Origin of the sequence: Paraburkholderia sp. JPY419 (genome assembly GCF_050435705.1) — a bacterium.
Lineage (GTDB): Bacteria > Pseudomonadota > Gammaproteobacteria > Burkholderiales > Burkholderiaceae > Paraburkholderia > Paraburkholderia youngii.
The window spans coordinates 2,937,876-2,950,296 of the sequence record NZ_JBNDKV010000002.1; the positions used below are offsets into that span (position 1 = coordinate 2,937,876).

The 12,421-nt window shown below is 65.9% G+C and carries 13 protein-coding genes and 2 tRNA genes; 5 read left to right on the top strand and 10 right to left on the bottom strand.

The genetic code is table 11. The annotated features are described in order from the left end of the window. Positions 1-89: 89 nt before the first annotated feature. Positions 90-1,505 carry an MATE family efflux transporter gene (locus tag QFZ91_RS19710; RefSeq protein WP_429568158.1) on the bottom strand — a complete coding sequence of 472 codons (1,416 nt, stop codon included), beginning with the start codon at positions 1,503-1,505 and terminating at the stop codon, positions 90-92. Positions 1,506-1,799: 294 nt separating this feature from the next. Next, positions 1,800-2,018: an RNA-binding S4 domain-containing protein gene (locus QFZ91_RS19715; RefSeq protein WP_013090085.1), complete on the bottom strand. Its 219-nt coding sequence runs from the start codon at positions 2,016-2,018 to the stop codon at positions 1,800-1,802. Positions 2,019-2,375: 357 nt separating this feature from the next. Between QFZ91_RS19715 and QFZ91_RS19720 the strand changes: the two genes are divergently transcribed. The 3 genes from QFZ91_RS19720 (at position 2,376) to QFZ91_RS19730 (ending at position 5,510) form a co-directional block, all read left to right on the top strand. Then, positions 2,376-2,894, top strand: coding sequence for a hypothetical protein (locus QFZ91_RS19720; RefSeq protein WP_429568159.1), 519 nt, complete (start codon positions 2,376-2,378; stop codon positions 2,892-2,894). A gap of 91 nt (positions 2,895-2,985) precedes the next feature. Further along, the gene (locus QFZ91_RS19725) at positions 2,986-3,249 is read left to right on the top strand and encodes a hypothetical protein (RefSeq protein ID WP_176380328.1); all 264 of its coding nucleotides are present in this window, start codon (positions 2,986-2,988) and stop codon (positions 3,247-3,249) included. A 122-nt stretch (positions 3,250-3,371) separates the two neighbouring features. Then, the gene (locus tag QFZ91_RS19730; RefSeq protein WP_429568160.1) at positions 3,372-5,510 is read left to right on the top strand and encodes an ATP-dependent helicase; all 2,139 of its coding nucleotides are present in this window, start codon (positions 3,372-3,374) and stop codon (positions 5,508-5,510) included. A gap of 30 nt (positions 5,511-5,540) precedes the next feature. Here the strand turns inward: QFZ91_RS19730 and QFZ91_RS19735 are convergent, their stop codons facing one another. The 8 genes from QFZ91_RS19735 to fdxA all read right to left on the bottom strand — a co-directional run bounded on the left by QFZ91_RS19735 (position 5,541) and on the right by fdxA (position 10,073). Beyond that, entirely contained in the window at positions 5,541-6,308 is a 768-nt protein-coding gene (locus QFZ91_RS19735; protein ID WP_176124194.1) for a DUF4088 family protein, read from the bottom strand. A 326-nt stretch (positions 6,309-6,634) separates the two neighbouring features. Next, complete coding sequence (locus QFZ91_RS19740) at positions 6,635-6,958, bottom strand: AzlD domain-containing protein (protein WP_176105435.1); 324 nt, start codon at positions 6,956-6,958, stop codon at positions 6,635-6,637. Continuing rightward, positions 6,955-7,716 (bottom strand): AzlC family ABC transporter permease, encoded by a 762-nt coding sequence (locus tag QFZ91_RS19745; RefSeq protein WP_176380329.1) that lies wholly within the window; start codon positions 7,714-7,716, stop codon positions 6,955-6,957. Before QFZ91_RS19745 ends, QFZ91_RS19740 begins: the two co-directional genes overlap by 4 nt. A 146-nt stretch (positions 7,717-7,862) precedes the next feature. Continuing rightward, a complete protein-coding gene (locus QFZ91_RS19750; RefSeq protein ID WP_429568161.1) occupies positions 7,863-8,705 on the bottom strand; it encodes an AraC family transcriptional regulator in 843 nt (280 codons plus the stop codon). A gap of 118 nt (positions 8,706-8,823) precedes the next feature. Next, the gene (locus tag QFZ91_RS19755; protein ID WP_176124191.1) at positions 8,824-9,300 is read right to left on the bottom strand and encodes a CreA family protein; all 477 of its coding nucleotides are present in this window, start codon (positions 9,298-9,300) and stop codon (positions 8,824-8,826) included. Positions 9,301-9,446: 146 nt separating this feature from the next. After that, positions 9,447-9,522 (bottom strand) — tRNA-Asn (locus QFZ91_RS19760). A 62-nt stretch (positions 9,523-9,584) separates the two neighbouring features. Next, positions 9,585-9,660 (bottom strand) — tRNA-Asn (locus tag QFZ91_RS19765). Positions 9,661-9,749: 89 nt separating this feature from the next. After that, on the bottom strand, positions 9,750-10,073 hold the full coding sequence (fdxA, locus tag QFZ91_RS19770; protein WP_176124190.1) for a ferredoxin FdxA: 324 nt from the start codon (positions 10,071-10,073) through the stop codon (positions 9,750-9,752). A 289-nt stretch (positions 10,074-10,362) separates the two neighbouring features. Between fdxA and pncB the strand changes: the two genes are divergently transcribed. Both pncB and QFZ91_RS19780 read left to right on the top strand, forming a co-directional pair. Beyond that, the gene (gene pncB, locus QFZ91_RS19775) at positions 10,363-11,559 is read left to right on the top strand and encodes a nicotinate phosphoribosyltransferase (RefSeq protein ID WP_429568162.1); all 1,197 of its coding nucleotides are present in this window, start codon (positions 10,363-10,365) and stop codon (positions 11,557-11,559) included. Between the two features lie 188 nt (positions 11,560-11,747). Beyond that, positions 11,748-12,410, top strand: coding sequence for a LutC/YkgG family protein (locus QFZ91_RS19780; protein ID WP_429568163.1), 663 nt, complete (start codon positions 11,748-11,750; stop codon positions 12,408-12,410). Positions 12,411-12,421 lie beyond the last annotated feature (11 nt).

The window sequence follows — 12,421 nt, forward strand, 5'->3', positions numbered from 1 at the left end:
CGTGAGCGCGGGTTAGCGCTCGCGTGCAGCGGCGGGCATTTTACCTTTTACAGTGAGTGCTTCAGGAGTGAGACTTGCCGCTGCGCCGCTCAGACCGAGCGCGCGGGCGGTGCGATTGACGCCACCGTCGGCGGTTGCCGGCCGCTCAGCTTGTGAAACCGCAGTGTCATCAGCAGCGCGACGCTCGCGAGACCTGCCGCCAGCCCCCACCACAAGCCGCGCGCGCCGAGGCCGGCGTGAAACGCGAGCAGATAGCCAGTCGGAAAGCCGATCACCCAGTAGCCGAACGCGGCGGCGATCATCGGGATGCGGGTGTCTTTCAGGCCGCGCAGACAGCCGGAGCCCACCGCCTGCATCCCGTCGACGATCTGGAAGATCGCCGCCACGCCGAGCAGCGAACTGGCGAGCGCGATGGTCGGCGCGTTGGCCGGGTCGTCGAGATGCAGATACAGGCCGACGATCCAATGCGGCGCGGTGATCAGCACGAGACCCGACATCGACATGAAGCCGACGCCGAGCGCGAGCGCGACGAAGCCCGCGTGGCGCGCGGCGAGCGGCTGACCGGCGCCGGCCCAGTAGCCGACCCGCACATTGGCCGCCTGGCCGATCGACAGCGGCACCATGAACGCGACCGACGCGACGTTCAGCGCAATCTGATGCGCGGCCAGTTGCGATTCGCCGAGCAGGCCGACCATCAGGCCGGTGGCAAGGAACAGCGTCGACTCGACGCCGTAGGTGATCGCGACCGGCCAACCGATGCCGAACAGCTCGCCCATCAGCGGCAGCTTCGGCCGCGTCGCGACGACGAAATGCCGGAAGCGCGGCCGCAGATGCAGCAGCGCCATCAGCACGAGCGCGGTCAGCCACACGGTGATCGTGGTCGCGGCCGCCGAGCCGAGAAAGCCGAGCCGCGGCAGCCCATACGCGCCGTGAATCAGCCCGTAGTTCAGAAAGCCGTTCACGCCGACGCTCACGATCGACACCCACAGCAGCCGCCGCGCCGCGCCGATCGCCGGCAGGAACGAGCGCATCAGGCCGACGCCGATCAGGCTCGCGGGTGCGCCCCAGCGCAGCACCGCCGCGTATTGGCCGACGTTGTGCGCGAGCAGGCCCGGCTCGCCGAACGCGAGCAGGATGTGCGACGCGAACGACAACAGAATGAACGCCGGCACCGCCAGCAGCACCGACAGCAAGAAACCGGTCCAGTAGATATGCGGCACGCGGCCGTCGTCCTGCGCGCCGCGCGCGTGCGCGACGCTGACGCTGACCGAGGTCAGCACGCCCTGCAGCAGCGTGACGACGACGAAAAAGAGGTTCGCGCCGAGGCCGCCGGCGGCGAGCGCGTCGGGGCCCAGCGAGCCGAGCAGGATCGTGTCGGTCACGCTCATCGCCATCTGCGACAGTTGCGCGATCGCGAGCGGCGCGGCGAGCCGCGCGGTGTCGGCCGCGTGGCGGGATAGGGTCGGCGGCCGGCTGGCCGCGTGGGCGAAGCTGGGTTGAGTCATCGATTGCGTGGCGGCGAAAGTTGGCAACTGCGGCGGCAACCGCAGTGGCGACAGCGAGAGGCGGGCGCAAGCGGCGCCGCATTGCATCGCGCCGCGCTCCGACGGGCGATGGAGCGCGGGGCAGCGGGCGGAGAAATTCCGCGGCGCGGCGGCGAGCCGGTCAGCCGACTCCTCGCCCGTGGCGCGGTCCGTCGTTTACCTGTCGAAACCGACAGCTTATTGCCTCGCCCGGGCGATGTCGATGGACAACGCACAGTTCCGGTGCGCGGCGTCCTGCGAATTTCCGGAGTGGCGTCAGCCTTCGTGGACCGCGATCCGCGTGTCGCCGAGCAACACGACCTGGCCCGCGCGGATCTTGCAGGTCTTGCGGGTCTCGACCCGGCCATCGACCATCACGGCGCCGTCCGCGACCATCATCTTCGCGGAACCGCCGCTATCCGCGAGGCCCGTGATCTTCAGCAGATTGTGGAGTTCGACGTACTCGCCGGTCAGCGTGAAATTGAGATTGGGCATGACTTTGCACCTTGGGCACGGGTCGCGTTGGGGGTTCGCATCATAAAGCAAGTGCACGGCGGCGCGTCGGCGCGGGGCCGTCTCGCCTGTGTCGGATGCATCCAGCGAGTCATTGCGCAAGCAAATGAAAGTAGATGTTATTCAGTTGTGGAGAGTGAAACGTTGCGTAACGCTGGTCGCGCCGGATGGATTCCACTCCTAAAGTGCACCTCAGCAGCAAAGCCCGCTGGCATTCCGGGATCGCTCCGCGGCCACCCATCCAGCGACGCATAGACCGGGCGGGGGCGCGTGGGCCATTCCGTCATCACGACGCCAGAGAGTCCGCCCGTGTCACAACTAAGTCTAGAGAGGATAGCCATGACCCACATTCGTACGCTCCTGATCGGTACCGCCCTCACCGTCTTTGCCGCGACGGCCGCCGTCGCGCAGACCGCGCAGCCGGCAACAGGCATCGGTGGTCAGGCGCAGATCCAGAGCCAAGGGGCCGCCGAGATGGCGCCGCCGTCCGCGGCCGGCGCCCAAGGCATGCAGGCCCCGCCGTCGGCGCAAGGCATGCAGCAAGTCCCGGGCGCGCCCGCCGCGCAAGGCGTCGCCGCGCCGCCGCCGGGCCGTTTGACGGCTTCGGGCTCGACCGACCCGCTCGTACAGAAGCGCGACGCCGACGCGAAGGCCAACGCCGAGTATCGCGCGGCGAAGAAGTCCTCGAAGGCGGAATTGAAGGCTGAGCAGAAGGCCGCGAAGGACCAGTACAAGGAGCAGGTGCGCGGCGCGAAGCTGAACCAGAAGGCGGACAAACAGAGCGCCAACAACGAAATGAAGATGGAGATGGAAGGGCAGGCTGCCGCGCAGACCGACGGCGCGGACGTCAAGCATTAAGCCCTGCTGGATGCCGCGGCGCGTGGGTCGGCGAGGCTCGCGCGCCGCGGGCGTCTGTCACTTTGCAAGCTGTGCCTCACGGAGAACCCAGATGAACATCGACCGTTCCAGCCGAACCCGCATTTACGCCGCGCTGATCGCGGCTTGCCTGTCATCGGCCGTGCTCGCGCAGACCGCGGACCCGGCTTCGGCGCCCGCCACGCACGCGGACAAGAAGGCCGCGAAAGAGCAGGCGAAGGCCGACAAGAAAGCCGCGGTCGCCCAGGCGAAAGCGGACAAGACCAAAACCGACGCGCAGGCCGATGCCGACAAGGCCGCCGCCGAGGCCAATGTGAAGGACGCGAAGAAGCAGTAGTAGCGCGCGGCGTAAACCGCCAGGCAGGCGCCCCAAAAAAGGGGCGCTTGTCGCATTGGGTTGTATGGATATACAGTATGCGTCGCATCCTGAAAATCCATCCAATCCACAAAAACCGCTCAGTGTCCACCGTCGCCGAATCCGCTCCGTCGTTCGATACCGCCGCCTGGCTCGCCAAGCTCAACGACGCTCAACGCGAAGCCGTCGAATACGGGACCGACACGCCAGACGCGCTGCCCGGCGCGCTGCTCGTGATCGCGGGCGCGGGCTCCGGCAAGACCAACACGCTCGCGCATCGCGTCGCTAATCTGGTGGTGAAGGGCGCCGATCCGCAGCGCATCCTGCTGTTGACCTTCTCGCGGCGCGCGGCGCTCGAAATGACCCGCCGCGTGACACGCATCACCGGCGCCGCGGCCACCACCGTCGGTGCACGCGCCGCGCTCGCGCAAGGGCTGACGTGGGCGGGCACGTTTCACAGCGTCGGCGCGCGGCTGTTGCGCGAATACGCGGATCTGATCGGCCTCGCGCCCGCGTTCACGATCAACGACCGCGAAGACTCCGCCGACCTGATGAACCTCGTGCGCCACGAACTCGGACTGTCCGCGAAAGAGCGGCGCTTTCCGGCGAAGGGCACCTGCTTCGCGATCTACTCGCGCGTCGTCAACACCGGTGCATCGCTCGGACAGGTATTGGACAGCGCGTTTCCGTGGTGTCGCGAATGGGAGGACGATCTGCGCAGGCTGTTCGCCGCCTACGTCGACGCGAAGCAGAAGCAGAGCGTGCTCGACTACGACGATCTGCTGCTCTACTGGTCGCACATGGCCGCCGAGCCCAGCATCGCGGCCGATCTGTCGGCGCGCTTCGACCATGTGCTGGTCGACGAATACCAGGACACCAACCGCCTGCAGGCGTCGATCCTGCTCGCGCTGAAGCCGGACGGCCGCGGCCTGACCGTGGTCGGCGACGACGCGCAGTCGATCTATTCGTTTCGCGGCGCGACCGTGCGCAATATCCTCGATTTCCCCGCGCAGTTCGAGCCGCCCGCGAAGCAGGTCACGCTCGAGCGCAACTATCGCTCGACCGAGCCGATTCTCGCCGCGTCGAACGCGGTGATCGAACTTGCGAGCGAGCGCTACACGAAGAATCTGTGGACCGACAAGGCGTCGGCGCAGCGCCCGCGCCTCGTCACGGTCGCCGACGACGCCGCGCAAGCTCGCTACGTCGTCGAGCAGGTGCTCGAAGCCCGCGAGCAGGGTGTCAAGCTGAAGTCGCAGGCGGTGCTGTTCCGTGCCGCGCATCACAGCGCCGCACTCGAGATCGAGCTCACGCGCCGCAACATCCCGTTCGTCAAATTCGGCGGGCTCAAATTTCTCGACTCGGTGCACGTGAAGGACGTGCTCGCGGTGCTGCGCTGGGCCGAGAATCCGCGCGACCGCGTCGCCGGCTTTCGCGTCGTGCAGCTGCTGCCGGGCGTCGGTCCGGCCACCGCGGCGAAGGTGCTCGATGACATCGTCGCGCGCGCGGACGGCGGCGATCCGGTCGCGACCGCGGGCGGTGTGCTCGCCGCGTTTGCGGCGCCCGCAAGGGCGCAGGAAGACTGGCATCCGTTCGTCAAGCTGATGTCGAGCGTGTATGGCCGGCAAACGCCGTGGCCCGCCGAGTTCGAGATGGTGCGGCGCTGGTACGAGCCGCATCTGGAGCGCAATCACGAGGACGCCGCGATCCGTCACGCGGACCTGCTGCAGATGGAAAGCATTGCGGGTACCTATCCGTCGCGGGAGCGCTTCCTGACTGAGTTGACGCTCGATCCGCCCGACGCCACCAGCGACGAATCCGGCGTGCCGCTGATCGACGAGGATTACCTGATCCTGTCGACGATCCATTCGGCGAAGGGCCAGGAGTGGCGCAACGTGTTCGTGCTGAATGGCGTCGACGGCTGTATTCCGTCCGATCTGGGCACCGGCAGCGACGAGGAAATCGACGAGGAGCGGCGCCTGCTCTACGTGGCGATGACGCGCGCGAAGGAAGACCTGCATATCGTCGTGCCGCAGCGCTTTTACGTGCACAACCAGACCCATCTGGGCGACCGCCATGTGTGGGCGTCGCGCACGCGCTTCATCGCCACGCCGATGCTGCCGCTGTTCGACGCGTACGCATGGCCGTGCGTGCCGGTGGCGAGCGCGCCGAGCGCGGCGGGGCTCGCGGCGGCCGCGCAGGCCAGGATCGAGATCGCGGCGAAGCTCAGGAAGATGTGGGACTGAGCGGCCGGCGCCGCTCGATTCAGTCGAAGCTCAACGCGGCTGCCGCTGCTGTTGCTGCGCGACCGGAGGCGGCGGCACGAAGAAATTGCGCAGCCATGCCGCGAGTCGCGAGAACACGTCGTACGGCTCCTCGACGAAAATCTCCGGCTTCAAAAGCCGCAGATACTCCATGATCTGCTGCGCTTCCTGCTTCTGGAACGTGCCGTGCGAAATGCCGAGCCGCAACAGCCCGCGCAGTTCGCCGAGCTTCTCTCGCGCGGTGCTGCCGACGCTCGTCTCGCATGCGATCTTAGCCTCGTAGACGCGCTGGCGCAGCGATTCGACCAGCCGCCATGCCGGCGTCTGCATCACTTCCTCGAGCGCCTGGATGTCTTGCACCGTGCTCTTGATCTGCGCGGCGAGCGGATCGACCAGCGTCGCGTCGCCTTCCGCTTCCTTGACGATCGCGGCGGCCCAGTCGCGGCATTGCTTGGTGAGCTCCTCGGGCGTCCATTCCGAGCGCGCCGCGAAACCGAAGCCGAACTCGCTCGCCTGGCGCATCAGGATCGACACGACGTCGGGAAACTCCTTGTCGAGCGTGCGTTTGGCCCACGCGTACTGGCCGCCTTGCAGCATCCGCTGCACCGCGTGCTCGGTGAGCGGCACCATGTTGTCGAGCAGCTTCGCGCGCAAGAAATCTTCGAACGACGGCGTCGCGAACTGCGGATCGAGCTTCAGCGAGACCCGCAAAAAGGCCTCGAAGTCTTTGCGCAGCGAAGCGACGGTCTCGTCCTTCAGTTTCAGGGTGATTTGACCCATGTGTTATCCCGTTTAATGCGGCCGCGCGCGGCGCGCCGTCGCACGATCGCCCGGTCACTCCCGGACCGAGGCGACGCGACGCCGGCTGCCGACGCGCTCGATTTCAAGCTGTTGCCGCGTAACCAACGGGACGACTCCCGATGAGCGGACCTCGACTGCATATCGGCGCGGTGGCGGGAAACTTGAGGGTGGCCCGGCGACGGTTGCGGGCTTTGGAGGGGTGCTTCGGGCGCTTGCGCGCCTCGCTGCCACCTGGGAGAGAGGGCGCGGTCCGCGACGTGCCGACGGACCGCTGACGAGTCAATGAGCGTGGAGAAGAGGCGCGCTTACTTCAGCACCACGCACTGCCACACGAAGAACACGACGAGACCGACTGCGATCGTCAGCAGCGGCCTGCGCGTCACGGCACTGACGACGATCGCGGCGAGCGCGCCGACCAGCTGCGGATTGCGCCAGGTCAACTCGGCGTTGTTGCCGTGCGGCGACACGGCCATCGGGACGATGATCGCGGTCAGCACGGTGACCGGCACGAAGCTGAGCGCGGTGCGCATCAGCGGCGGGAACACGAGGCGCTCGCCGAGCACGAACACGGCCGCGCGGATCAACCACGTAATCGCGGCCATGCCGACGATCAGAACGACGTAGTTCATCGCGTCGCCTCCACAGGACGGCGCGCGCCACGCAGGTTCAGACGCGACATCGACAGCAGCACGCCGACCGCGACTCCCGCGAACACCGCGCCGAGCAGGCCGAGCTTATACGGCCACGCTTGCCAGAAAAACGCCAGCGTGCCGGCGGTGACGGCCGCCGCGATATAGCGCAGCGCGACCAGTTGCGGGACGACGATCGCGATGAACGTCGCGACCATCGCGAAGTCGAGGCCGAGCGACTGCAGGCCCGGGAAGGCCGCGCCGAACAGCAGGCCGGCGACGGTCCACAGCTGCCAGTTCAGATACATCGCGACGCCAGCGCCGAAGAAGTAGTACGGACCGACGGTGCCCGGCTCGCGATGCCGGTAGTGCTCCCACGCGACCGCGAAGACTTCGTCGGTGAGCAGCGCGCCGAGCGCCCAGCGCCAGCGCTTCGGCAGATGCGCGACGTGCGGCGCGAGCGTGGCGCTATACAGCACGTGACGCAGATTGACGACGAGCGTGGTCGCCCAGATTACGGCGAAGCTCGCATGTCCGGCGATCAGCCCGAGCGCGATGAACTGCGCGGAACCCGCGAAGACGACGAGCGACATCAACTGGCCGTGCCACAGATGCAGCGGGCCGGACGTCACGAGCGTGCCGAAGATGACGCCGAACGGCGCGGCACCGACCATCATCGGGATGATGTCGCGCGCGCCGGCGGCGAATTCTTTGAGATGGCTGCCGCGGGTGGGCTGGCCTTGGGTGGAATCGGTCAATCTGAGCCTCCTTGATTTCGGAAGCATAGCGACTGACCGACGTTCGGACTTGTACGTTCTTGCGGCGGGGTGCTGATGCGGACAGGCGAATTGCGGCGCGATGCTCACTGCGTGCGGCGCACGCGACGGCGGTGCCGCATCGCGCGTCACGAGCCGCGCTGCGTTCCTTGCCATTGGCCCGGCGGCACGCCGAACATGCGCCGGAAATGCCGCGTGAAATGGCTCTGATCGGTGAAGCCACTTGCGGCGGCGACGTCGGTCACCGGGACGCCCGCGCGCAACGGCGCGAGCGCGCGCTGCAGGCGCACCTGATTGCGCCACGCATGAGGCGGCAGGCCGGTCGATTGCGTGAATAGCCGCGCCGCGTGGAACGGCGACAGACCCGCGGCCTTGGCGACCCCGGCGAGCGTCACGGGTTCGACGAGGTCACCGGTCAGCCGCGCCTGCATCAATGCGACGCGGGTGTCGTCGGTCGCGACGCGCGCGGAGGCGGGGCGCGTCTGCGCATAGCGGACCAGCAAGGTGGACAGTGCGTCGAGCATCGCGGCTTCGGCGGCGAGCGCGTCGTCGCCGGCTTCGAGCAGACGGTGGGCGTGCGCGAGCCGCATCGCGAGATCGGGATCGCGGATCACGCCGGGCGCAAACCACGGCAAGGCCTGCGGCTTGCCGGCAACCTCGTCGGCAAGCGCGCGGAGGAACTCGACAGGCGCATACATCACGCGATACCGCCAGCCCGCCTCGACCGCCTTCGACCCCGTATGCAACTCGCCCGGATTGATGATCGGCACGCTGCCCGCTTCGGCGACATGGTTCTCGCCGCGATACCGATAGCACTCCGCACCCGCGACGATCACCGGGATCGTGTAGGCGTCGTGCCAATGCGGCGCGAACTCGTGGTCGTGGTATTCGGCGGTGAGCAGATCCGCGCCGGGCAGTAGCGGCGTGCGCCAGTAGCGGGCGGAATCGCGGAAACGAGAGGTGGCGGTCATGACGAAAGTCCAGCTGGACCGGTCAGTTTAACGCGTCGTGGGCGGGGACGGCGGCGGGCGCGCAGGCGCGCTGCGTCGCGCCGCGTGCCGCTCGCGCCGTCAATTGATGGTACTTGCGTTACTTGAGTGGAATCGTCGTGCCGGTCGGCATCGGCACGGCACTCACGCTGTTTTTCGCGCTGCCGCTGACCACACGGTCGCTGTAGGTCAGATAGACCAGCGCGTTGCGCTTCGTGTCGACCACCCGCACCACGTGCAGCGACTTGAAGATCAGCGACATGCTGACCGAGAACACGTCGTCCTTCTGTTTGATGGGGCCGGTGAAATGCAGCTCCCCGACCTGGCGACACGCGATCGACGCCTCGGTCGGATCTTCGGCGATGCCGAGCGTGCCTTTGACGCCGCCGGTCCGCGCCCGCGACACGTAGCAGGTGACGCCTTGCACGACGGGATCGTCATAGGCTTCGACGACCACGCGGTCGGAGCCTGTAACGTGAAAATTCGTATTGACGCTGGCGATTTCTTCGCCGTGCGCCGAAGAAAGCAGCAGGGCGCCGATCGCCGTGAGCGCGGTGCGTAGCGAGGTGGATTTCATGAGCGTGCCGGTTGAGTGTCTGGAGTGAGCCGGCGCCAGAGGGGTGAAACATGCGCCGTGAAGCCGCCATCGTATAACGGCGTGCCGTGCGCGATCGGGGCGCGAAAACAAAAAGGCCCGCACGGATGCGGGCCTTTCAATCTTTTTGGCTCCTCGACCTGGGCTCGAACCAGGGACCTACGGATTAACAGTCCGGCGCTCTACCGACTGAGCTATCGAGGAACAGCAGTACAACTTGATCTACATAAAAAAACCCGTCTTGGTTAACGGGCTTTTGCAATTCTTGGCTCCTCGACCTGGGCTCGAACCAGGGACCTACGGATTAACAGTCCGGCGCTCTACCGACTGAGCTATCGAGGAACAGAACAACAACAGCAGAGAAGCGAAATTGTAGAGGCGGCTTAAACGCCTGTCAATACCTCTGCGTTCATCTTCATATTAATTCCTGCTCAGCGCGCGAGCAACGCGAGCTTATCCTTCACGTCCTTGAATTCCTCGGCTTCCGGCAGCGGTGCTTTGGTCTTCGTGATGCTGGGCCACGCTTTCGCCAGGTCGGCGTTCAGCGCGATGAAGTCCTGCTGGTCGCCCGGCACGTCTTCTTCGGCATAGATGGCGTTCACCGGGCACTCGGCTACGCACACGGCGCAGTCAATGCATTCATCGGGGTCGATCGCGAGGAAGTTGGGACCTTCGCGAAAGCAGTCCACCGGGCACACATCGACGCAGTCGGTATAGCGGCACTTGATGCAGCTTTCGGTCACAACGTGAGTCATTCAGGCAGCTCCTGCATGCGGAATCAGGGAAGGCGCGGACGCCAAAAGAGTTATTGTAACTTAACGTCAACAGGCAGATGAAACATCGGCCTGTGCGTCTTATACGTTTTTGTGATTAGTTTATGGGGTGCCGCGAACGGCCGCGGACAGCCGGCGCAGGCCGGCGGCACGATGGATGCGGACGCATTCGGGTAACATGCGTCAGGTTGCGCGCCGCTCGGTTCAGCGCGTCCGTTGCAACGGGGCCGTGAGCCCGTTTCGTTTTTTCAGCGGTCCAGTTCGTACCATCATGATTATTACTTCGCTGCTCGATACCGATCTGTACAAGTTCACGATGATGCAGGTGGTGTTGCATCACTTCCCCGCCGCGAACGTGGAGTACCGCTTCCGCTGCCGCACGCCGAACGTCGATCTGGTGCCCTACATCGGCGAGATTCGCGACGAAGTGCGCAAGCTCTGCGAACTGCGTTTCACCGACGATGAGCTCGACTACCTGCGCCGCATGCGCTTCATCAAGGGCGACTTCATCGAGTTCCTCGCGCTGTTCCATCTGAACGAGAAGTACATTTCGATCACGCCGTCGCCGAAGGGCAATGGCGAAATCGACATCGACATCAAGGGGCCGTGGCTGCATACGATCCTCTTCGAAATCCCGGTGCTCGCGATCGTCAACGAAGTCTATTTCCGCAACACGCAGCAAACGCCCGACTATCACGTAGGCCGCGGCCGTCTGCTCGACAAGATCCAACTGCTCGGCGCGCGTCCCGAATACGCCGACTGCAAGATCGCCGATTACGGCACGCGCCGCCGCTTCTCGAAGCAATGGCACGAGGAGGTGATCCTCACGCTGAAGGACGGCCTCGGCGAACAGTTCGCCGGCACGAGCAATGTCTTCTACGCGATGAAGCACAGCCTGACGCCGCTCGGCACGATGGCGCACGAGTACCTGCAGGCTTGCCAGGCGCTCGGTCCGCGGCTGCGTGACTCGCAGACCTTCGGTTTCGAGATGTGGGCGAAGGAATATCGCGGCGACCTCGGGATTGCGCTCTCCGACGTGTACGGCATGCAGGCGTTCCTGCGCGACTTCGACATGTACTTCTGCAAGCTGTTCGATGGCGCTCGCCACGATTCCGGCGATCCGTTCGACTGGGGCGAGCGCCTGCTCAAGCACTACGAGGCGAATCGCTGCGACCCGCGCACCAAGGTCCTCGTGTTCTCCGACGCACTCGACATCCCGAAGGTGCTGCAGCTCTATGAGCGCTTCCGCGGCCGCTGCAAGCTCGCGTTCGGGGTGGGCACCAATCTGACCAACGACCTCGGCTACAACCCGCTGCAGATCGTGATCAAGATGGTCCGCTGCAACGGTCAGCCGGTCGCGAAATTGTCCGATTCGCCGGGCAAGAACATGTGCGAGGACAAGGCGTATCTCGCGTATCTGCGCCAGGTGTTCGGCATCGCGCAGCCGGAAGAAGAGGCGGCCAAATAGCGCGCTTCGCGGCCAGCTGTTCGGTTCATCGCCTGTTCATGATCTGCTCGCGTTCGGGGTGGTGCGGCGAACAGTGTCGCCGCACTCCCGACGCCCGGCAATATGCCGTTCGGCCAGGGTGTTTGCGTGGAAGGCCACCGGTATAATCCTCGCCATATCGCACGGCTGTCGACACGAGGATTTCGCCCATGGACACATCGATTGCCCGCCGCAACATCCTGGCGCGCATCCGCGCCGCGCAAGGGCGCGAGCCCGAGCCGAGCGCCGCCGAGCGCGAAACCGCGGCGGACTATCTCGCGCGTCATCCGGCCGGGCCGCGTCCGGACATCCCCGCCGATCTGCACGCGCAGTTCATTGAAGAAGCGCAGAAGATGGCGACCACCGTCGACACCGTTCAAACCCTCGCCGATGTGCCCGCCGCCGCGCATCGCTATCTGACCCAACAGGGCTTGCCGTTGCAGGCCATCGCATGGCAAACGCTGCGCGATCTGCCGTGGGCCGAAGCCGGCCTCGCCGTCGAATTTCGCAAACCTCAAGACAACGACGTGGTCGGTCTCACCGGCTGCTTCTGCGCGACCGCGGAGACCGGCACGCTCGTGTTGCTGTCCGGACCCGAGACGTATGCGTCGGCCGCGCTGCTGCCGGAGACGCATATCGCGATCGTACCGGCGTCGCGCATCGTCGCGGGTCATGAGGAGGCGTTCGGTCTGATTCGCAAGGAGCGCGGTGAGCTGCCGCGCGCGGTCAATTTCGTATCGGGGCCGTCGCGCACCGGCGATATCGAGCAGACCATCGTGCTGGGCGCGCACGGCCCTTACCGGGTGCATACGATCGTCGTGCAGGATGCTTGAACGCGTCGCGC

Coding starts and splice junctions, on each gene's coding strand:
- QFZ91_RS19755 (WP_176124191.1), bottom strand. CDS start 9,300: ATGAAATCCACCTCGCTACGCACCGCGCTCACGGCGATCGGCGCCCTG.
- QFZ91_RS19720 (WP_429568159.1), top strand. CDS start 2,376: ATGACCCACATTCGTACGCTCCTGATCGGTACCGCCCTCACCGTCTTT.
- QFZ91_RS19780 (WP_429568163.1), top strand. CDS start 11,748: ATGGACACATCGATTGCCCGCCGCAACATCCTGGCGCGCATCCGCGCC.
- QFZ91_RS19735 (WP_176124194.1), bottom strand. CDS start 6,308: ATGGGTCAAATCACCCTGAAACTGAAGGACGAGACCGTCGCTTCGCTG.
- QFZ91_RS19710 (WP_429568158.1), bottom strand. CDS start 1,505: ATGACTCAACCCAGCTTCGCCCACGCGGCCAGCCGGCCGCCGACCCTA.
- pncB (WP_429568162.1), top strand. CDS start 10,363: ATGATTATTACTTCGCTGCTCGATACCGATCTGTACAAGTTCACGATG.
- QFZ91_RS19740 (WP_176105435.1), bottom strand. CDS start 6,958: ATGAACTACGTCGTTCTGATCGTCGGCATGGCCGCGATTACGTGGTTG.
- QFZ91_RS19715 (WP_013090085.1), bottom strand. CDS start 2,018: ATGCCCAATCTCAATTTCACGCTGACCGGCGAGTACGTCGAACTCCAC.
- QFZ91_RS19725 (WP_176380328.1), top strand. CDS start 2,986: ATGAACATCGACCGTTCCAGCCGAACCCGCATTTACGCCGCGCTGATC.
- QFZ91_RS19750 (WP_429568161.1), bottom strand. CDS start 8,705: ATGACCGCCACCTCTCGTTTCCGCGATTCCGCCCGCTACTGGCGCACG.
- fdxA (WP_176124190.1), bottom strand. CDS start 10,073: ATGACTCACGTTGTGACCGAAAGCTGCATCAAGTGCCGCTATACCGAC.